General features: G+C 38.6%; 17 protein-coding genes and 1 pseudogene. 11 read left to right on the top strand and 7 right to left on the bottom strand.

Annotated elements, in window-relative coordinates; translation table 11 throughout:
- Nucleotides 1-724 precede the first annotated feature (724 nt).
- From MN869_RS19415 to MN869_RS19405, 3 genes are read right to left on the bottom strand one after another with little or no spacing between them, the layout of a single operon-like run.
- Nucleotides 725-1063: a hypothetical protein gene (locus MN869_RS19415; protein WP_243309147.1), complete on the bottom strand. Its 339-nt coding sequence runs from the start codon at nucleotides 1061-1063 to the stop codon at nucleotides 725-727.
- A 3-nt stretch (nucleotides 1064-1066) separates the two neighbouring features.
- Nucleotides 1067-1822 (bottom strand): hypothetical protein, encoded by a 756-nt coding sequence (locus MN869_RS19410; RefSeq protein ID WP_243309143.1) that lies wholly within the window; start codon nucleotides 1820-1822, stop codon nucleotides 1067-1069.
- A complete protein-coding gene (locus tag MN869_RS19405; RefSeq protein ID WP_243309141.1) occupies nucleotides 1806-2312 on the bottom strand; it encodes a PAAR domain-containing protein in 507 nt (168 codons plus the stop codon). Before MN869_RS19405 ends, MN869_RS19410 begins: the two co-directional genes overlap by 17 nt.
- A 276-nt stretch (nucleotides 2313-2588) precedes the next feature.
- Here MN869_RS19405 and parC point away from each other — a divergent pair, with 276 nt between their 5' ends.
- Entirely contained in the window at nucleotides 2589-4808 is a 2220-nt protein-coding gene (gene parC / locus MN869_RS19400; RefSeq protein WP_171551640.1) for a DNA topoisomerase IV subunit A, read from the top strand.
- Nucleotides 4809-4964: 156 nt separating this feature from the next.
- The gene (locus MN869_RS19395) at nucleotides 4965-6644 is read left to right on the top strand and encodes a long-chain-fatty-acid--CoA ligase (RefSeq protein ID WP_005291193.1); all 1680 of its coding nucleotides are present in this window, start codon (nucleotides 4965-4967) and stop codon (nucleotides 6642-6644) included.
- A gap of 76 nt (nucleotides 6645-6720) precedes the next feature.
- Here the strand turns inward: MN869_RS19395 and MN869_RS19390 are convergent, their stop codons facing one another.
- A complete protein-coding gene (locus MN869_RS19390; protein WP_243309139.1) occupies nucleotides 6721-7116 on the bottom strand; it encodes a hypothetical protein in 396 nt (131 codons plus the stop codon).
- 150 nt (nucleotides 7117-7266) lie between these two features.
- Between MN869_RS19390 and MN869_RS19385 the strand changes: the two genes are divergently transcribed.
- Together MN869_RS19385 and ppa are read left to right on the top strand one after the other, a co-directional pair.
- Nucleotides 7267-7665 (top strand): MAPEG family protein, encoded by a 399-nt coding sequence (locus tag MN869_RS19385; protein ID WP_004802081.1) that lies wholly within the window; start codon nucleotides 7267-7269, stop codon nucleotides 7663-7665.
- A 116-nt stretch (nucleotides 7666-7781) separates the two neighbouring features.
- Nucleotides 7782-8309, top strand: a complete 528-nt coding sequence (gene ppa / locus MN869_RS19380; RefSeq protein WP_004656389.1) for an inorganic diphosphatase — start codon at nucleotides 7782-7784, stop codon at nucleotides 8307-8309.
- 98 nt (nucleotides 8310-8407) lie between these two features.
- Here the strand turns inward: ppa and MN869_RS19375 are convergent, their stop codons facing one another.
- Nucleotides 8408-9700 (bottom strand): OprD family outer membrane porin, encoded by a 1293-nt coding sequence (locus MN869_RS19375; protein WP_243309136.1) that lies wholly within the window; start codon nucleotides 9698-9700, stop codon nucleotides 8408-8410.
- Between the two features lie 740 nt (nucleotides 9701-10440).
- On the opposite strand from MN869_RS19375, the gene MN869_RS19370 reads away from it, so the two are divergent.
- A complete protein-coding gene (locus tag MN869_RS19370) occupies nucleotides 10441-11214 on the top strand; it encodes a TorF family putative porin (RefSeq protein WP_171550333.1) in 774 nt (257 codons plus the stop codon).
- Nucleotides 11215-11316: 102 nt separating this feature from the next.
- On the opposite strand, the gene MN869_RS19365 is transcribed toward MN869_RS19370, so the two are convergent.
- The gene (locus tag MN869_RS19365; protein WP_243309157.1) at nucleotides 11317-12081 is read right to left on the bottom strand and encodes a TSUP family transporter; all 765 of its coding nucleotides are present in this window, start codon (nucleotides 12079-12081) and stop codon (nucleotides 11317-11319) included.
- 394 nt (nucleotides 12082-12475) lie between these two features.
- On the opposite strand from MN869_RS19365, the gene MN869_RS19360 reads away from it, so the two are divergent.
- Complete coding sequence (locus MN869_RS19360) at nucleotides 12476-13264, top strand: TorF family putative porin (RefSeq protein ID WP_243309134.1); 789 nt, start codon at nucleotides 12476-12478, stop codon at nucleotides 13262-13264.
- 43 nt (nucleotides 13265-13307) lie between these two features.
- Here the strand turns inward: MN869_RS19360 and MN869_RS19355 are convergent.
- Nucleotides 13308-13958: pseudogene (locus MN869_RS19355) on the bottom strand (ATP-binding protein); the annotation flags it as partial.
- A gap of 114 nt (nucleotides 13959-14072) precedes the next feature.
- Between MN869_RS19355 and MN869_RS19350 the strand changes: the two are divergent.
- Genes MN869_RS19350 through MN869_RS19330 form a run of 5 tightly spaced genes read left to right on the top strand, consistent with a single transcriptional unit; the run spans nucleotide 14073 to nucleotide 20062 of the window.
- Entirely contained in the window at nucleotides 14073-14768 is a 696-nt protein-coding gene (locus MN869_RS19350) for a heteromeric transposase endonuclease subunit TnsA (RefSeq protein WP_004756440.1), read from the top strand.
- Nucleotides 14765-16654, top strand: a complete 1890-nt coding sequence (locus MN869_RS19345; RefSeq protein WP_004756438.1) for a Mu transposase C-terminal domain-containing protein — start codon at nucleotides 14765-14767, stop codon at nucleotides 16652-16654. The genes MN869_RS19350 and MN869_RS19345 overlap by 4 nt, the downstream gene beginning before the upstream one ends.
- Nucleotides 16651-17502 (top strand): TniB family NTP-binding protein, encoded by an 852-nt coding sequence (locus MN869_RS19340; protein ID WP_004756436.1) that lies wholly within the window; start codon nucleotides 16651-16653, stop codon nucleotides 17500-17502. Before MN869_RS19345 ends, MN869_RS19340 begins: the two co-directional genes overlap by 4 nt.
- A gap of 19 nt (nucleotides 17503-17521) precedes the next feature.
- Nucleotides 17522-18613: a TniQ family protein gene (locus tag MN869_RS19335; RefSeq protein WP_004756433.1), complete on the top strand. Its 1092-nt coding sequence runs from the start codon at nucleotides 17522-17524 to the stop codon at nucleotides 18611-18613.
- Between the two features lie 18 nt (nucleotides 18614-18631).
- Nucleotides 18632-20062, top strand: coding sequence for a hypothetical protein (locus MN869_RS19330; RefSeq protein WP_004756430.1), 1431 nt, complete (start codon nucleotides 18632-18634; stop codon nucleotides 20060-20062).
- The last annotated feature ends 139 nt before the right edge of the window (nucleotides 20063-20201 follow it).

The following is a 20201-nucleotide window of genomic DNA, read 5'->3' as shown; positions in this document are numbered from 1 at the left end:
GCTTACACCATTAGAGAAATTTGCTCAGCTTGTTGATTATCATATGGCTTTTGAAACTGTCGCACCTCATGTTTGAATTCGCCATAATAAATATAACTACTGAAAATAAAAAGTATATTCCTCCATAAAAAAGATGTGATTTATAACCCTTATAGATAAACATTGGTAATAGTTCTTGCTGAGTATAGCCAATAGAAGCTTTTTCAAAAAAATAACTTATAATTAAGGCGTATAAACCAGAGAAAACAAAAAAGGATAGAATTTTATTCACTTTATCTTTTATGAGAAAAATAGAGTTCAAACTTAAGGAAGCAATGAGTATCGTAAAGATGACAGCATAAACAGTTATCCAATAATTATAACCTTCCATTTTCTTACCTATTTCTTTTTTTAAAATTCAATGTAGTATTCTTTGTTAAAAAGTTTCTTAATATAATTATTATTAAAATTGCAATTGAGAAAATGCTATATATGGACCCGTAAAAAATTTTTTTTTGTATCCAGTGTAAATGAATTTAGATAGAAGTTCTTGCTGGGTGTAATCAATATAGGCTTTTTGAAAAATGTAAGTTAAAATAAAAGAATATAGACCAGAAAAAACGAAGAAGAATAGAATTTTATTCACTTTATCTTTTATGAAAAAAAGAGAGTTAACACTTAAGGAAGCAATGAGTATAGTAAAGACGGCAGCGTAAACAGTTATCCAATAGTTATAATCTTCCATTTATTCACCTAAAGCTTTTTTGTGTCTAGGTAGGATTCTATAAATTAAAGCAACTAAAGCAAAGATAGAAAGAAAGAATGGGAGAGCACCAGAAAATAAATTTTTATCGAAACCAAGGTAGATAAAAGATGCCATTTCTTGTTGTTGAGTATATCCTACAGAAGCTTCAGGAAAGATAAACCAATTCAAAGCAAAACGTATGACTCCTGTCAATGTAATTGTTAATAAAATTCGATTAACAACATCTTTAACCCAAAGTGAGAGGTTAAATGCAACTGAAAGAATGGAGATAGAAAAAAATATACTATAAATATTAATCCAATGGTCTATATTTTCCATAAATTAGTTTCCTAAAGCTAATCTTATAATATCAGCAGATATTCTACCTGAACTTGTCACTTTTTTAATGGCTTTTCCATTATGGAAAATTATTCGAATACCATGCCGATAATCTTGTTCTTTAATAGAGGTTGTACCATCAATGTTTGGATTTGCTTTGGATGCATGACCAATTACAACACTTTTTAATTTACCTGCATTATAGAGCTGCTTAGAAAACTCTGAGGCAAAGCAATTTTCGCCAGAACCTGTATTACACCCATGTATCTCAACTTTGGACTCATTAGTAAAAGCTTTTAGGTTTAAATCCGAAATTGCATATTGATTTTTTATTTTATTTTCTTTCCTATCAAAGCCTTTGTATATGGCTTGAAACTTTGAAATATATAGGTTTGAAGCAAGTTGATTTTTGACGGTATTTTCAACATTCTTCTCCAAAGATGAGCCAATGATAAAGTAGATACCATCGGGGTCTCCGTGACAGAAAATATCCAAAGATTGGATTGTATTGGTCAACTGGCTGGCTATTGCTGAAACTATTGTCTTTGCTCCATTACTTATTTGAAATTTTTTGACTGGTAGATCATTTTTATAATCGGAAGCTACATTCTTAGATGCATGGAAAAAAGCCCCATTGTCAGCTAAAGATTTTGCACCACCATATAGAACTAGACGAACAGGCAAATTCATTTTGATCTGTTCAACCTGAGCATTTTGTTTGGTTGTTGTGCGATATTCGTTTTTAGTAACCATGATCATCAGATTCTTCTATTCTTATGCTGATTCCTTCAGCTTGTTCTTTTTCATTTAATTTATGCGTATGGCCTGAAGCATCGGTTGTCCCTTGGATTTTTTCACCACTTGCAAGTTCAATGACATATTTCACATTGGCAAGTGGTTGTTGATCATCTTCATTGATGAGTTGAAATTGACCAGAGTAGCGTTGTGAGGATTCTGCTCGAAATGCTGATGGGCATGGTGCGCCGCCTGCATCACCAATGACATGACTTTGTTTGGGTTGTAAAGAAGCGCCACAGGAAAATAAATCACCTACGAAGGCAACCGCGATACCATCAAAGATGACATGGTCATTACTTTTTAATAAGGTTGACCAGCATTTGCAACGTGGACAAAAAAAGCCATCCCCAGCCCTTAAAAATAATTGTCCATTGAAGGAACTCCTTTGTTGTGTTGCTTGTACAAAACCACCATGATTTGTCGTTGATCCATTAACTCCAAATGCTCTCATTTTTTGATTCCTGTTCTTATTTTTAAATTTAATATAAAAATTAATTAAATTATTCTTAATAATAGTTGGGGTTCATGGCTTTGTTAATATTTTTTACTTTTTATATACAAAGGTGGCGTATGAGTGGAACTACAGAATGTCTAGAAAAGAAGTTATGCCTTAACCAACAAGACACCATTTGACGTTTAAACAACAACAAGGGCTTGTCACAACGCCTGCATCCACATAGCATACAAAGCATTGACGATAATAAATGATTTTGGATGACTCGCTGAAATGACCAGCCTTGCACATCATGCAACAGAAAACCGTTCCGTAGCCGAATTCACTGAACAGGCTTACTTGAACTATGCCATGTACGTGATTATGGATCGTGCATTGCCCCATATCAGTGATGGTTTAAAGCCTGTACAGCGCCGTATTGTCTATGCGATGAGCGAGTTGGGCTTAAAGTCGACCGGTAAACCGAAAAAATCGGCGCGTACCGTCGGTGACGTACTCGGTAAATACCATCCACATGGTGACTCAGCCTGTTATGAAGCGATGGTATTGATGGCACAGCCATTTAGCTATCGTTACCCATTGGTGGAAGGTCAGGGCAACTGGGGTTCACCTGATGATCCAAAATCATTTGCGGCCATGCGTTATACCGAAGCTAAACTTTCGGCTTATAGTGAGTTATTACTGAGCGAACTCGGACAGGGCACCAGCGAATGGCAGGATAACTTTGATGGTTCGATGAAAGAGCCCATCACCTTACCTGCACGTATTCCCAATATTTTATTGAACGGTACCACGGGGATTGCGGTGGGGATGGCAACCGATATCCCGCCACATAACTTGCGTGAAGTGGTGAAAGGTACGATTGCGCTGATTCGTAATCCTGAAACCACCGATGAAAAATTAGCAGAATATATTCCTGCACCAGATTTACCGACCAAAGCCGAGATTATTACTCCGCCAGAAGAATTACTGAAAATTCAAACCACAGGCCGTGGTAGTTATCGTGTTCGTGCGGTGTATACGGTCGAGAAAAATGAAATCGTGATTAGCGAATTGCCGTATCAGGTTTCTGGTTCAAAAGTTGTGACTCAAATTGCTGATCAAATGATTGCCAAGAAGTTGCCTTTGGTTGCTGATATTCGAGATGAGTCTGATCATCGCAATCCAACGCGTTTGGTGATTGTACTGCGTTCTAACCGTGTCGATGCAGAAACGGTGATGAGTCACTTATTTGCAACCACGGATTTAGAATCTAGCTATCGTGTCAATCTGAACATGATAGGAGCCGACGGTCGACCACAGGTGAAATCGATTCGCCGTATTCTTCTAGAGTGGATTGAGATTCGTAAGCAAACGGTGACGCGTCGTTTGCAATACCATTTAACCAAAATTGAAAAGCGTTTACATATCTTGGCAGGTCTTTTAATTGCCTACTTGGATATTGATACCGTGATTCGGATTATTCGTGAAGAAGACCAGCCAAAACCTGTATTGATGCAGCATTTTGGTATTGATGAAATTCAAGCTGAAGCCATTTTAGAACTCAAGCTCCGCCATTTAGCCAAACTTGAAGAAATGGAAATTCGCCGTGAGCAAGAAGAACTGGAAGCCAAAGCGGCCATTATTCGTGAGCAATTGGCAAATCCAGAATCATTGAAAAATCTGATTATCGGTGAGTTAAAAGAAGACGCGAAAAAATTTGGTGATGATCGCCGTTCACCAATCGTTGCCCGTGCAGATGCGGTACAGATTAAAGAACAAGATTTAATGCCAGCCGAAGCGGTGACTGTGGTGTTGTCGGAAGCAGGTTGGGTCCGTGCTGCCAAAGGTGCGGAAGTAGATGCCGCTAATCTCAACTTCCGAGCGGGGGACCAATATTTAAGTCATGCTGTGGGTAAAACCAATCAGCGGGTGTACTTCTTGGATGAAACAGGGCGTAGTTATGCCTTGCCAATTAGCAGCTTACCTTCGGCGCGTGGCTTAGGAGAACCGCTCAGTTCAAAACTATCTCCAGCCAGTGGGGTTTCATTTATCCAAGTCTTTATTGATGACGATAATAGTGAATTACTTGCGGTCAGTTCTAAAGGTTATGGTTTTAAAACCCAAGCTGCACAATTGGATACCAATGCCAAAGCTGGTAAGGCGTTCTTGACGGTTGCAGATCAGGGAACGGCTTTACCATTGCTACCAATTCAGCAAGCAAGCCATGTTGCGATCCTCAGTTCATCAGGACGTTTACTGATTATTGATTTAGCAGAACTTCCTGTTCTGAATAAAGGTAAAGGTAACAAGTTGATACAACTTGATGAAAAAGAGCAAATTTTATCCATGACAACCCTGAGTTTAGATGAAATAATCCAAGTCGCTGCAGGACAACAGCATCTAAAACTGAAAGGGGACGATCTCCAAAAATATCTAGGAAAAAGAGCAACAAAGGGGCAACTTTTACCACGCGGATATCAAAAAGCAAATAGACTCTTCATTCAGAGATAAGGCTAGTATTCTGTGATACAAATACGTTATATATGACAATGTATTCATATTGTTTGAATAGATTGACAGGGCAATTCAAAAAGTTAAAAAAAATGTTTTGTCATGGACGTAACGTTGTTACATTTTTAAGGATTACCACTCGGAGATAATGGCATTATGGAAAAGATTTGGTTTGCTGAATACCAAAAGACAGGAATTCCAGAAACAGTTGAACTGCCTGCTGAAAACACCTCACTTGTTGATATTTTTGAACGCAATTTCCAAAAATTTGGTTCACGTGATGCCTTTATCTTCATGGATAAAGTTTTAACGTTTAATGAATTAGAAGTCGCTAGCCGTAAATTTGCTGCTTATTTACAAAGCTTAGGTTTAGCTAAAGGATCACGTGTTGCGGTCATGATGCCGAACGTTTTCCAATACCCTGTGGTTGCTTTAGGTGTATTCCGTGCAGGTTTAGTGCTTGTAAACGTGAATCCACTGTATACAGCGCGTGAGCTTGAGCATCAATTGAATGACTCTGGTGCTGAAGTGTTGGTAATCATTGAAAACTTTGCCAGCGTTTATCAAAGCATTATTGGTAAAACACCTGTGAAGCATGTTGTGGTGGCTTCTGTAGGTGACATGTTGGGTACATTAAAGGGTACATTGGTCAACTTTGTTTTACGTAAAGTACGTAAGCAAATTCCAGCGTGGAACATCCCAGGTCATACTAAATTTAATGCGGCATTAAACAAAGCCAATCCGAGCAACTATAAGCGCCCAAGCTTAACCTTAAGTGATACTGCGGTACTCCAATACACGGGTGGTACAACGGGTGTTTCTAAAGGTGCTGAATTGACGCATCGTAACCTTGTTGCAAACTTACTTCAGTGTGAAGCAATTTTCTCAAGTAAATTTGGTGCTTCTGACAGTGCGAAAGGCGATCGCATTGTTTGTGCATTGCCGCTTTATCACATCTTTGCATTCATGGTGTGTGCGCTTTACGGTATGTACAAAGGTCAAGCCAATATCTTGATTCCAAATCCACGTGACTTGCCAGCAGTGGTTGGCGAATTACGTAAATACCAACCTTCATTCTTCCCAGCAGTAAACACATTGTTTAATGCTTTAGTGAATAACGAAGAATTCAAACAACTTGACCATAGCAATCTGAAGATGGCGATGGGCGGTGGTATGGCGGTATTGCCTTCAACTGCGGCAGCATGGAAAAAGATCACAGGTACAACCATTATCGAAGGTTATGGTTTATCTGAAACTTCGCCTGTTGCAACTGCGAATCCACCTGCAACAACTGAATTCAGTGGCACGATTGGTATTCCATTGCCATTAACAGAAGTTGCAATTTTGGATGATGACGGTAAAGAAGTGGCGCTTGGTGAACAAGGTGAGATTTCAATCCGTGGTCCTCAAGTCATGAAAGGCTACTGGAATCGTGCAGATGAAACTGCCAAAGTGATGACCGCTGACAATTTCTTCCGTACTGGTGACATCGGTGTAATGGATGCACGTGGTTATGTGAAGATCGTTGACCGTAAAAAAGACATGATCTTGGTATCTGGTTTTAACGTTTATCCAAGTGAAATTGAAGAAGTGATTGCGAAACATCCAAAAGTATTGGAAGTGGCTGCGATTGGTGTTCCAGATGAAAAATCAGGTGAAGTGCCGAAATTATTCATCGTGAAGAAAGATCCTTCTTTAACCACTGAAGAAATCATTGCTTATGCAAAACAAAACCTAACAGGTTATAAATGCCCACGTTATGTTGAGTTTATGGAAGAATTACCGAAGTCAAACGTAGGTAAAATCTTACGTAAAGACTTACGTAAACCAGCTTAAGAATCCCACCTAGCCTCCCTTTAAAAAAGGGAGGTACTGGAAAAGCGCCGCAATTGCGGCGCTTTTTTATTTGGATTTATTTAGTACTATTATTTGATTTCATGAGCCAGCGATCAATATAAGGACGCCCGATACCAACAATACCGACAAATACCACCATGGTGGCCAGTTGAAAGCGTAAACGCGTTGGATCAATACCATTAAAACTAAAATAATTATCACCAACAGCATACAGCACAATCACTGCGAGCCAGTGCCATAGAGTCAAACGGTAAATGCCAACCGCATAAAAGGCAACTGTTAGAATGACAAATGTACCTAAGGTGGACTGCCAATTCAGATTGGCACAAATCACACTGAGTAAAAATGCCATGATTGGGAGCACGACTTTCAAGACACGATCAACTAAAAGCTGATGTTGTCGTTGCTGTGCCAAAACATCAAACATTTCTTTTTGATCTTGCTGTTGCATAGTTTGACCTTAAAACTGTATGAAAAAACACAACTTTTACACAAAAACGCGGTGTAAAAGAAACGCTTGTAGAACAAGCACAAATGAAAGTTCAATAAATTATAGATTATGATAGCATGATCAGAAGAACTTCAAATGATGGATCTCAGCATGCAAGGTATTAGCGGCATTATATTGATGATTATAGTCGCATGTTTGTTGCCGTATGTGTTTACCTTGATTGCAAAATCGAAAGGTGGTTTTCAAGCAAAAGATAATCAAAACCCGCGTGAGTTTTTAGCCAAAACCACTGGCTTGTCTGCACGAGCCAATGCCGTGCAGCAGAATAGCTTTGAAAGTTTACCTTTGTTTATTGCTGCGATTTTGATGGCAGAATATATGGTCGTGCCAGAACGCTTTATTCTTACGCTAGGTTGGGCTTATATCGTATTCCGTGTGATTTATGGCATCTGTTATCTAGCCAATTTGGCAACTTTGCGTTCAATCATTTGGTTTTTCTCTCTGCTTTGTCCAATTCTACTGTTCGTGATTACCATCAAAATGACTTAAGCGCTGCTGGATAGAAAATTCTCCAGCTGTTTGCATATCTAGCATCATTTTCATTGTATTCACGTTATAATCTGTCCGATTTACATCTGACTTCACAATATTAAACGAGTGTTGATATGAGTTATAGCAATATTCCTGCGGGTAAAGACGCACCTAATGACATCTATGTCATCATCGAAATTCCTGCAAATGCAGCGCCAATCAAATATGAAATCGATAAAGATTCAGATGCGTTATTTGTAGACCGTTTCATGGGTACAGCAATGTTCTACCCAGCAAACTACGGTTATGTACCAAATACTTTGTCTGAAGATGGTGACCCATTAGACGTACTTGTTGTAACTCCACATCCTGTTGCTGCTGGTTCTGTGATTCGTTGCCGCCCAGTAGGCAAATTAAAAATGGAAGATGATGGTGGTATTGATGCGAAACTTATCGCTGTTCCACACGAAAAATTATCTCCATTGTATAAAGATGTTCAAGAATATACAGATCTTCCACCGTTATTGATCAGCCAAGTTGAGCATTTCTTTGCTCACTATAAAGATTTAGAGCCTGGTAAGTGGGTAAAAATCAGTGGTTGGGAAGGTGCTGACGTTGCGAAAGCTGAAGTACTTAAAGCAATCGAAGCGGCTAAAAAGTAACTTTGAAATGCTGAGCCAAGCTTGGAATTTTTAAAGCTTGGTCATAAAAAAACTCCATTCGAATGAATGGAGTTTTTTATTGCTTGATCAACTGTGAATTAGAATAATTTCACAGGGATATCAAGCCAGATACGCCATTCGTTGGTATCACCAATGTAGGCATTTGTTTGATATTCATCGCTTGCACGGTAGTAAGAATGACGCAAACGTAAGCTTGCATCTTTGGCAAAACCAGACTGAACGGTGTATTTCACTTGGTTAAAGAATTCACGTTCTTTGGCATTGTCAGTCAAGTTCTTAACTTTGATGTCCCAACCGTAAACATAAGCAGTCGTCCAGCTTAAACCTGGAACGCCATAGCTACCAAAATCGACGTTATACTGAAGCTGCGCAGATTTTTCACTGTTACCAATGAAGTCAGACAAGTAAGAGTTTGGCAAATAGATACTTTGTGCACCATCCGCATTCTCACCATAGTCATAACCAGTATTGCCATTGTTTTGTTGGTAAGCCAACATCACGCTGTGCGGACCTGTGTTATATGTTGTAGAAAGCGCCCAAATGGTATTTTTACGATTAGACAAATCATCAGTTGTACTTGAATAAGTACTGCCTTTTTCATCCCACTTGGTGTGGTATGCGCTTAAGTCATAAGTCAAACCACTGTTTTTATCTAATGCTTGTTTGTAGTTCACATTGATATAATGACGATCCAACTTATCTTTGCTGTCTAAGCCAAAATAAGCGGCATTTAAGTTGTCATCAAATTTGTATTTTGCGCCCCAAACGACTGCACGATCTAAACGGCGACCATCGGTATTGATCTGATCTGAGTATTGGTCTTTGGTGAATTTACCCGCAGTTAACTCTAAACCATCAATTTCACGGCTAGTTGCCAAAACACCTTCAAAGTATTCAGGAACCAAACGCGTGGTATTGCTGGCTAAGACAGGGATATCTAAAACTTGTGTACCGTAAGTTACGGTTGTATTCGAGATACGTGCTTTTACAAAACCGCCACCACGCGCCCAGTGATCATAGGTATCGCCAGTATTGTCTTTACCATTTAAGCGTTCGCGGGGGATCATGCCGTTACCAGCATTATTGTTCGAGCCTAATTTAAAAGAGCCATCACCAATGATACCTGCACCAAAGCCAACTAAACCTTGAGTAAAACCAGTTTCCAGTTTCACCATTGCCGTTTGAGCATATGAGCTCGTGTCTTTGACACCATTCTTTTTGTCACGATTTAAATAACCAGTACGGAATAAAATATCCCCTTTGGCATCTTCAACAAGTCCTTTTGCTTCGCTTTGTTCGCTTGCATATGTTGAGGTAATTAACGCGGCATTAATCAAAACCGCTAAAGTAAGTTTATTTGCCTTTGGCATAGCTCGCCTCATTAAAAAAAATAAATTTGGGATAGAACCGAAATTTTGACCAATTGTATAAGTTATGCATAAAAAAGATAGATTTTTATTAAAATAATTTAATTAATATTAAATAAAATACTTATATAATTTTATGATTTGTTTCTCGTTTAAAAAACCGACAAATTAAATTTAAGATAATGATTTTTATATTTAATTTAATTTAATTTGGTTGTAAAATAAGCTGTATATTTTTTGATTTAATTTTATAAAAATATGTGATTTATTGAATTATTTTTTCTTTTTATTGAATGAGTTATTTTTTCTTTGTTTAAAAAATAAGCGTATCGGTTTGCAAAAAATACCATCCCGACGAATGACAGTGACTCATCAATCCAAAAGTTACAGATGTTCAGGCGAATTTAAGTTTTTTGCCGATGCACTTTTATGGAACACTGCCTGCTTTTTCTACACAATGCTTATCTTTTAAACGCTTTGGTGCTTTTTTACTTTGCAGATATGCCTCTTTTTTGTGCAATAAATAGCCTTTATTTTTATGACGCTTCTAAATAGTTCAAAAAAACAGATCTGTTTTGGATAAAGATCAATTCCAAGGCACAGATGACAGAAGCTCGGCACTTTTATGGGACAAAATCGAGATTTAAGGCAGTTTTTATAGAGTTGGCACAGCAATTGCTAATTACTTTTCGATGCAATTTAAAACATAAATCAGTCGAATATCCATCATGGGGGAGATCAATATGATGAAATTTGCATGTAAAGCAATCGCGTTGAGTATTTGTGCAGTGACTTCGACTTTTGCTATGGCGGAAGAAACAAATACATTATCTCAATACGGCCTTAGCTTTTCTGGAACCGCTGCTTTAACGACAGATTATCGTTATCGTGGTATTACTCAAACTGAAGGCGACCCTGCAGTACAAGGTGGCTTTGCATTGACACATTCATCTGGTTTATATGCGGGTGTTTGGGCTTCAAATGTACATTTCAGTGCAGACAACCCAACTCATTTAGAGCTTGATCCATATGTCGGTTATGCAACGGAACTTCCTTTTGCCAGCAAACCAACTTTGGATGTAGGCTTATGGTATTACGGCTATCCAAGTTCATCTGATATTAACTGGTTAGAGCTGTACGCCAAACTAGGCTTTAAAAACGTTCTTGCTTCTGGCGATAGTTTGCTAGGTGCTTTGAACTATACCAATGATTTTGCAGGTACTGACGAAAACGGTTGGTATGTAAATGCGACTTATAACATTCCATTCGCTGATACTGGTTTCGGCGGTGTCGCAAGTGTGGGTTATACCAAAGTAGATAATTATGATTTTAGCGACACGGGCGCTGAAGATGACAACTATGTCGATTGGAAAGTCGGTGTGACTTATAGCGTCAAATCAGTGTCGGGTTTAACAGCTGAACTTGCTGCTGTAGGAACAAATATTGATGCGGATGCTCAACCCTATAAACGTGGTACTGAAACAGGTGCTGTGTTTACTTTAACCAAAGCATTCTAAGTTCTTTGAATCAATAAAAAGCCAGCCTCTTTGCTGGCTTTTTTTATACAGATTTCGGTCGAATATTGCTAGATCTTTGATTCAATTTGGTTTTATAGCCATTTAGAATATAGAGAATCCCATTCTGATAATGAGAAAAACGAGTAGGATCAGAAAAAATAATCTGATAAATTGGCTACCGTAGCGTAATGCCAGAAAAACACCCACTAAAGAACCCATCATATTACAGACGGCGATCGTTAATCCGATTTCCCACAAGACATGACCTGTGGGTATAAAAAATAAAAGTGCTGCGCTAAATGTCCCAAGGTTAACAACCTTTGCCGATGCTGAAGCATTGAGGAAATCAAAACCGAAAACTTTGACAAATAGAAAGAGTAGAAAACTTCCGCTACCAGGCCCAAAAACACCATCATAGAAGCCAATCAATCCGCCAAAAAGGATTCCAAGCAAGATTTCTTTATGCCCACATTTCACATAGGTACTGCGCGCACCTAATTCTTTCTTTAAAAAAGTATAGATGGCCATCAAGATGAGTAAACAAAAAATGACATATGTCATCAATTGTTTAGGAATATAGGCAGTGGTCATCGCACCAATAAATGCAAATATAAATGCCGCAAGCATTGTGGGAATCAGAAGCTTCCACACAAATTTGATTTTATGAACAAATTTAAAAATAGAAGATGCTGTTCCAGCCCAAACAGCTAACTTATTTGTACCAAAAACGGTCGCAATACTGTGTTGTGGCAAAGCATGTAGTAGGGCAGGTATTTGTACTAAACCACCACCGCCAACTACCGCATCAATCAGACCGCCACTGAAAGCAAAGAACCCTAAAGTCAGCAGGACGGTTTCATTAATCATCATATCAGCCAGTCTGAGAATTTTTTTATATTGTTCGCACTATTGAAGGAACAGCATGCGAATCTTGTTAGATCATTATTAAACATCGTTTCTTTTGAGCTTGCTGTTTTTTTATGCTGTTGGGGAACTAAGGTTTTGAATGAATAAAAATTATTTGCTTGGCTAAAAAAGGTGCTTTTTATGCGCTATGAGGGATAGGAGTCGCTCATTTCAGTTGCATGATTAGAAATATTTTGCTTTAAAACTGAGAAAACATTGAGTTAATTTTTATTAGTGTTTGATTTTATTTATCTTTTTTTAATTTTGTGATTTGGCACAGCAATTGCTAACTAGCTTGTGATGCAATTTAAAGCTTAAAAATCAATTGAGTATCTAAAAATAGGGGGAGATCAATATGATGAAGTTTGCATGTAAGGCTGCTGTACTGGGAGTAATGACTGCTACATCAACTTTGAGTTTGGCTGAAGAAACAAAACTACCATTTCCAGGCACAGTTACAGGAAATGTGAATGTGGTATCGAGCTACAATTTACGTGGTATGACCAACTCACCAGAGAGCGATACACCAGCGGTTCAAGGGGGGCTGGATTATAGCCATGACAGTGGCTTCTATTTGGGCTATTGGTTTTCGACTTTAACCGCCGCCTATGCTGATTTTAATACTTCGCCTACTGATGTGAAGGAAGAGAAAAAATCCTTTGAAAACGACTTTTATGCAGGTTATAAAGGCAAAATTACCGAAGATATTGGCTATCAAATTGGGGGAACGATTTATTACTATTATCCAGGTTGGGAATCGACAGGTTATGAAACCATCTTGGGTTTGAGCTATAAAGATTTCAGCATTACCGCGCAGACTTTATTGAATAATGTGACTTTCGGGAACAAAGGGGATACTTATTTCCTGGCGACCTATGCGCCAAAACTTGCAGGTGGATTTACAGGTAAAGCGCAAGTTGCAGCCTATTATTATGGAGATGACGACGAGTATCTGGCTTATCAGGCCAAAGCTGGCGATGTAACCAAAACGGATTTTGCTTTCCGTCATGCGACGCTGGGTTTATCGCATCCTTTGGGCAATACAGGCGCAACATGGAGTCTGGATTATATTTTTGGCGGCTATACCCGTGATGAAACCAAACAAAAGAATAAAGTGGTGTTAGCGCTTGGTTATGCCTTTTAACTGAGACTGATGCATAAAAAAAAGCGGCCTTGAGGCCGCTTCTTTAGCTTTGCTGACCACGGTAGGACAAGGCTTCAGTGATATGGCTGCTACTGATGAATTCATTTTCGGCTAAATCTGCAATGGTTCGAGCCACTCTTAACACCCGGTGATAGGCACGAGCAGAAAGGTTGAGCCGCTGTTGTGCCATTTCAATAATTTTGGTCGAGCTGTCATCTAATAAGGCATGCTGTTCCAATAATTTGGGAGAGAGCGCCTGATTTAAACAATCTTGTCTTTGGATCTGTTTTTCATAAGCATGGATGACGCGTTGTCGTACCGTGTCAGAGTTTTCGGTTGGGGTACGATCCTGTAATTCTTGTGCCTGTAAAGGTGGAACATCAATATGTAAATCAATCCGATCTAACAAAGGTCCTGAAATTCGATTTTGATAGCGTTGAATGCTGTCTGGAGAACATTGGCAACGACTATCCTGATTAAAGGCATAACCACAAGGGCAAGGGTTCATCGCGGCTATAAACTGAAAATTTGCAGGAAAAGTCATTTGTCGCGCTGCGCGTGAAATCACGATCTCTTTGGATTCCAGTGGTTGGCGCAGAACTTCGAGAACCTTGCGATCAAATTCCGGTAATTCATCCAAAAATAAAACACCCAGATGCGCTAAGGTGATTTCGCCGGGTTTGGGTTGAGAACCACTGTCATTTCCAAAGAACTATGCGACAATATGATTTAGGCTCAATGACTTAGACCCCATTTTACAAAGAACTATGCGACAAATTTTATAAAGAACTATGCAACGGAACCTAGAATGAACAATCAATCATGCGACACCGTTAACATCGTACCAGCTCGAAGAAAAATTGGTAATACACGCATTAGTGTATCTGGTTTATACCCTTTTAAAAAAGATTCCGCAGTGGCCTTTGAATCAACATTGGAACGCGATTTTCTCATTCGATTAGAGGTTGACCCTAATGTTCTTGCTGTTGAGTCTCAACCCTTTACCATTGAGTATTTTGATAATGGACAGAAACGAGTTTATACCCCTGACTTTCTCGTAACTTATAAGCATGATGATTTTCTTCCATTTATTGCACCTAAACTGGTTGAAGTAAAACCTATAGATGAATTGCAAGTTAATTTACATTTATGGAAAGCTAGATATCGTGCTGCCATGAGGGTATGCAAAGAAGAGGGTTGGAAATTTCATATTGCACATGAGGGTCGGATTCGGGATCAGTTATGGTCGAATGCCATGTTTTTACAAAAGTACCGAAAGATGGAATTTCCTCCTGCCGATTCAATGCACCTATTGGCTTATGTGAGAGATCGAGGAGCCGTAACTTTTGAGACTCTATTAGCCAGACATTTCCTTGGCAAATGGGACAGAGCAAATGGAATTAGTCAAATTTGGTATTTAGTTGCTCATGGTTATCTGGTTTGCGATTTAAATGCACCTTTACAGCCATCTACTGAACTTTGGGTAAGTGGGAGTTTGTCATGAATGATAGACGTGTGAATATCAAAATAGCTGCTGGGGAGCCTGTTCAGATAAAAGGGATTCCCCATACGATTATTGAAGTCATTGACCTGAAATCAGTTTTTGTTGAAAACAATAATACAGGTAGGAAAAATGTTGCGGCTATCAGTGAATTAAGGCCGTCAATAGCTGTGGAACAACATGAAGATCTAGAGCTCATCGCTGATAAAGACTGGATTGAGGCTGAAAGGCGTTTCAACATCATCCGTCCTTTCATTGAGGGAGGTGTGAGTGGTCGTAAGGAAGTAGAATTACGTGCTCAGGAACATGATATAAATCCAGCCACCATATATAGATGGTTAAAAATTTATAAAGCATATGGAACTATTGATGGATTGCGACCTAGAAAAGAGGGATTGCCACAAGGCAAGAAGATAATTAATAAACATGCTGAAGCAATCATTGAAAAAGCCATCAACGATTTATACCTAACTAATCAAAGAATAAGTGTTCAAAAAGTTGTACTTGAAGTGAAACGCTTATGTCATGAATACCATATCCTAGAGGTGCCTCATGCCAATACAGTAAGAAATCGTATTGCAGCGATTAGCCAGAGAGACTCTCTTCGTAAGAGGGGGTATAAGGAAAAGGCCGATAACAAATTTACACCTGCCGCAGGGAAATTCCCTCATGCTGATTATCCACTTGCCGTTGTACAGATTGACCATACACCCGTTGATCTTATTCTGGTTGATGATTTTAGCAGGTGCCCTATAGGACGACCTTTTCTTACATTGGCAATTGATGTGCGTACAAGGGTAGTTGTGGGATATTACTTATCATTAGATGCTCCCTCTGTTATGTCGATTGCAATGAGCGTTTCTCAAGCTGTACTGCCCAAAGAGAAATGGCTAGCTTCGCGCAAGATTCAAGCTGAATGGCCTGTCTGGGGAATTATGAACACCATTCATGTCGATAATGGACCTGAGTTTCACTCAGAAACTTTCAGAAATGCCTGTATGGCACATGATATTCGTCTGGAATACCGACCAGTTAAAAAACCACGTTTTGGTGGGCACATTGAACGTTTGATGGGAACATTTGCAACGGATATTCACGCAGTTCCAGGAACAACTTTTTCAAATATTTTTGAAAGAAAAGGCTATAACTCAGATACGGAAGCAGTTTTCACATTTTCCGAATTTGAGGACTGGCTAATTGATTTTATCTGTAATGTTTACCACAAAAGAAAACACTCTGCTTTAGGTACTTCTCCACTACATGCTTTTGAGTTGGGTATCTTTGGCGATAAAAACACGTTAGGTTCTGGAGCTGCCAGATTGCCTGCAAATGATCATAATTTCTTTCTTGATTTTCTACCAAGTTTTGAAAGGACGATTCAAACAACAGGTGTAACAATTGATGGCCTTGCTTATTATGCTGATGTATTAAGAGGTTGGATTAATGCTGTAGACCCCTATAATCAAAAGGAAAAACGTAAATTTATCTTTAGGCGTGATCCAAGAAATATTAGTGAGATATGGTTCTTTGATCCCGAAATCAAAAATTATTTTAAGGTACCTTTAGCGGATCAAAGTATTCCGCCATTTAGTATTTGGGAACACAAAAAGATTCAGGAACTAAAGAAGGAAACTGGCGAATATCTAAAAGATCATGAACTTGGACAGGCTCTAGCTAAACTTAGGGAACGTGTTCAGGAAGCAAGCACTAAAACTCGACGGGCTCGCAGATCACGTCAGCGCAGTACCCAACACCAAATGAGTGTTAACCCTGCATCAATTCAGGGCAAAAAACATCAACAAGAGAGTACGATTTTGGAGCAACAGCTTGAAAGCGTATATGGTTTATTGCCTCTCGATGAACTGGAAAATGATGAGGATATTTCATGAGTAACTATTCACATGTTTTTCAAGAGTTTCGCCCTATTGTGGAACAGTCTATTGAGGACAGGCTCTACTTCCTGGAAGAGGACCGATGGATTGGGTATCCAGCAGCCAATGACTTACTAGACCAATTGAAAGGATTCCTGACACTTCCGAAGCGGAGCCGTATGCCCAACTTACTGGTATTGAGTAAGCCAAATAATGGTAAGACCTCAATTATTAATCAGTTCTTTAAGCTGTATGGGGAGGGTCATATCAATGCAGAAAATAATGCAGTAAAACCTGTAATTATTGTGCAGGCACCTGTTTCACCTGATGAAAAAGCTTTGTATATGGCTATTCTTGATAAGTTCTGGGTTCCCTTTCGAGAAAGAGACCCCGTTGCGAAGCTACGTTACCAAGTGGTCCATTGCCTTAAACTTTACGAGGTAAAACTCCTCATTATCGACGAAATGAATTCTTTATTATGTGGCAGCCCGATTAAGCAAAGAACTGTAATGAATGCAATTAAGTATTTGTGTAATGAAACACAGATACCCATTGTCGGGTTTGGTACAGAAGAAGCGATTAGTGTCCTGCGTACTGATCCACAGCATGTAAGTCGTTTTCGTGTGGTTAATTTGCCCTTATGGAAACTAGATAAGGACTTTCAAGCCATGGTAAATAAGTTTGAAAAAGTTCTTCCACTCAAACAGGCTTCAAAACTAGCTGAGCCAGCAACAGTAAAATATCTACATGATATTACCGATGGAAATTTAGGTAATCTGCGAACGATTTTACGGGAAGCTGCAAAGAAAGCTATTGTTTCTGGTCAGGAGTTTATCGACCGTAGCTTACTAGAAAGTGTGAAATAAGCTATGTGGAGGGCTGGGTATGATAGGTACAACAGAAGTCCATTCATGGTTTATCCCCACGACTTTACAGAAAGATGAGGCATTGTCTTCATGGTTGATACGTGCTGCACTTGATAGTGGTTGTGACCCATTAAGTCTAACTGGGGTACTCTGGCCCAAATGGCGAATTTGGTCAGTAGATGTAGATCGAGGTTTAAGCTCAGAGCATTTACGAACCTTGGCCACTACAACAAAAATTGATGAAAGCCAATTTGATTCTGCTACGCTTCGCAATTTCTTAATTAAATATAACTTGGATAATGGAACCCTTGATTCATGGTATCTGGTATTAGGTACAAGAAACCGTAAGCATCGAGGTGGCTGGCAATATTGTCCTAAGTGTTTGTCTGAGGATGGTGTTGCCTATTTCCGTTTACACTGGCGCTTTGCCTGGCATACAGGCTGTATTAAACATAATCAGCGTTTATATGATCAATGTCCGCATTGTCATAATGCCATTCAACCTAGACGACTTGAAGCCCCTGATCAGGTTATGACTTGCTGTTCAATATGTAAAAAAAACCTATTGGAAGTTAATGAATGCTTTATGAATTGTCATGCCCTGGCATTCCAAAAAGTCTTTGGTCAATTCTTGGAACAAGGCTATGCAACCTATCAAGACAAGTTGATTTCACTAAATGATTGGTTAACGGTGATTAAGTTATTTTTACAATTTATTAGAAAAGTTCTAGCTGGCTCAATAAATGGAAAAGGATGGGCTTTTCTTGAACAGCTCAAAATTCAGATGCCCCATTCTGAGTTTATCTCGAATGGATTGGTTGTTAGTCAACTTCCAGTTATCGAGAGAGAGCGGCTATTTTCCTGTATTTATCAATTACTCATCATTCCCCTAGAAAAATTTATTGAAACAGCACAATCTTTAAATATGAACAGATCTTCATTTTGGGATAAGAGAAACCAGTTGCCAGCCATATTAAGACCTATTGAAGAACAGTTAGGCTCAGTTTATCGGAACTACCCTCCAAAGAGAGCATTGGTTGATACCCTAAAACCTAAAAGTAAGGAAGCTGTAATACGAAAGTTTTTGAGATTAAAAAGAAAATTAGGATAACGCTCGGAGGGAAACGCCATGCCTCAGTGTGATGAATGTGGTGATGCGGTTGAAAAGATACACCGATGCTATAAACAGCGTAACTATTGCCATAAATGCTATGTACGAGTTTTTAAAAAACGGGATTGCCCATCATGTGGTAAAAGCTCAAGATTGCACAAAACTGATCAATTGGCTGTTTGCCAAAAATGTGAAACTAATCGCCCGTGTATTCTATGTCAACGTATAGAATATCCATTAGGAAAAATAACGGCACAAGGACCTGTTTGTAATAGCTGTTCAGTTTATTTTAGAGAGTTTCAAGCTTGTGAGCGATGTGGCGTGGCATCACAACGTTTGTCTCGTATCAGCCGTTTTGAGGATAATTTAAGAGTTTGCCCAAAGTGTGCAACCCGTGATTACCAGACATGCCAAAGTTGTAGAAGATATAGGTCGGTTGAACAGGATGCTGTGTCAGGCAAAATGCTTTGTAAAAAATGTTTAAGCTGTCCACCACTTCAATGCTTAACCTGTCAGCAACAAATTCCTGCTGGATGTGGAAAATATTGTGAATCATGTTCATGGCGAAGAATATTGGGCAATAGGATTAAGGAACTAGTTAATACATTAGTGAATCCAAGTCTTAAAGGTTACTTTGAAGAATATATGAATTGGCTTGATCATGAGGTAGGACCACATAAGGCTGCATTGCTAATTCATAAACATATTCAGTTTTTTGAAAAGACCAATAATCTTTGGAGAGATCAGATCCCAGATTATGCGCCTTTATTACATCGACTAAGGACAAGTGGTTTACGCAAATATGAGCTGCCCATCCGGTGGTTGGTTGCAGTGCATTATCTGCATATAGATACACAATCTAAAGGTCACTGTTCTGAATTTGACCAACTGAGAAAACTGGCAAACTCATGTCCAGATTCATCACTTTCAGCCCAAATTCTTCAGAACTACTATCAGGTTTTAATAAATAAAATGGATTTAGGGAAAACAAGTATACGTTCTGCCCGTTTAGCCATGAAACCAGCATCTGCTTTAATGCTGTTGGTAAGTCAATCACGCTTAGATTTACCAACAATGTGGCACGTAAAATATTACTTATTTAAGTCCCCTGGACAAGCTTCCGCTATTGTTGGTTTTCTTAATTTTTTAAACAAGAATTATGATACGAACCTTGATACGTCATGGGTACTAGATGAAAAAATAACAGAGAAAAGTAATATGAAGAAACTGGAAAAACAACTGTTAGCCATTATGAAAGTCCCAGAGGAAAATTTTAATGCACTAGAGTGGATAAAGTTAGGATTGATGTATTTCCATAATTTGGATAAATCTATTTTTAATCATATGGATAGTATTAATTTTAGGGTGCTGGATGATGGCTTTGAAGTGAGGCTTGGTGATCAGCAATATTGGATACCAAATCCAAACTTATATTTTAATAATCTATGAAAAAATTTCTTAAATAGAAATTGAATTCATCTACATTGTTGATTTTATTGAAAATAAATATTTTTTATTTATATTCACTTATAATTTTGATTGAATATAGAAAATAGATCAAGCATATCATACTGAACATATATGCCAA

This window comes from Acinetobacter sp. NIPH1876 (assembly GCF_022808535.1).
GTDB lineage: Bacteria > Pseudomonadota > Gammaproteobacteria > Pseudomonadales > Moraxellaceae > Acinetobacter > Acinetobacter higginsii.
The sequence above is the reverse complement of the archived record's forward strand: the minus strand, read 5'-3'. Positions and strand labels throughout refer to the sequence as shown.

What these genes read in the sequence shown, in the direction of transcription:
- MN869_RS19415 (WP_243309147.1), bottom strand. Translation starts at nt 1,063, where the DNA reads ATGGAAAATATAGACCATTGGATTAATATTTATAGTATATTTTTTTCT.
- MN869_RS19410 (WP_243309143.1), bottom strand. Translation starts at nt 1,822, where the DNA reads ATGATCATGGTTACTAAAAACGAATATCGCACAACAACCAAACAAAAT.
- MN869_RS19405 (WP_243309141.1), bottom strand. Translation starts at nt 2,312, where the DNA reads ATGAGAGCATTTGGAGTTAATGGATCAACGACAAATCATGGTGGTTTT.
- parC (WP_171551640.1), top strand. Translation starts at nt 2,589, where the DNA reads ATGACCAGCCTTGCACATCATGCAACAGAAAACCGTTCCGTAGCCGAA.
- MN869_RS19395 (WP_005291193.1), top strand. Translation starts at nt 4,965, where the DNA reads ATGGAAAAGATTTGGTTTGCTGAATACCAAAAGACAGGAATTCCAGAA.
- MN869_RS19390 (WP_243309139.1), bottom strand. Translation starts at nt 7,116, where the DNA reads ATGCAACAGCAAGATCAAAAAGAAATGTTTGATGTTTTGGCACAGCAA.
- MN869_RS19385 (WP_004802081.1), top strand. Translation starts at nt 7,267, where the DNA reads ATGCAAGGTATTAGCGGCATTATATTGATGATTATAGTCGCATGTTTG.
- ppa (WP_004656389.1), top strand. Translation starts at nt 7,782, where the DNA reads ATGAGTTATAGCAATATTCCTGCGGGTAAAGACGCACCTAATGACATC.
- MN869_RS19375 (WP_243309136.1), bottom strand. Translation starts at nt 9,700, where the DNA reads ATGCCAAAGGCAAATAAACTTACTTTAGCGGTTTTGATTAATGCCGCG.
- MN869_RS19370 (WP_171550333.1), top strand. Translation starts at nt 10,441, where the DNA reads ATGATGAAATTTGCATGTAAAGCAATCGCGTTGAGTATTTGTGCAGTG.
- MN869_RS19365 (WP_243309157.1), bottom strand. Translation starts at nt 12,081, where the DNA reads ATGATTAATGAAACCGTCCTGCTGACTTTAGGGTTCTTTGCTTTCAGT.
- MN869_RS19360 (WP_243309134.1), top strand. Translation starts at nt 12,476, where the DNA reads ATGATGAAGTTTGCATGTAAGGCTGCTGTACTGGGAGTAATGACTGCT.
- MN869_RS19350 (WP_004756440.1), top strand. Translation starts at nt 14,073, where the DNA reads ATGAACAATCAATCATGCGACACCGTTAACATCGTACCAGCTCGAAGA.
- MN869_RS19345 (WP_004756438.1), top strand. Translation starts at nt 14,765, where the DNA reads ATGAATGATAGACGTGTGAATATCAAAATAGCTGCTGGGGAGCCTGTT.
- MN869_RS19340 (WP_004756436.1), top strand. Translation starts at nt 16,651, where the DNA reads ATGAGTAACTATTCACATGTTTTTCAAGAGTTTCGCCCTATTGTGGAA.
- MN869_RS19335 (WP_004756433.1), top strand. Translation starts at nt 17,522, where the DNA reads ATGATAGGTACAACAGAAGTCCATTCATGGTTTATCCCCACGACTTTA.
- MN869_RS19330 (WP_004756430.1), top strand. Translation starts at nt 18,632, where the DNA reads ATGCCTCAGTGTGATGAATGTGGTGATGCGGTTGAAAAGATACACCGA.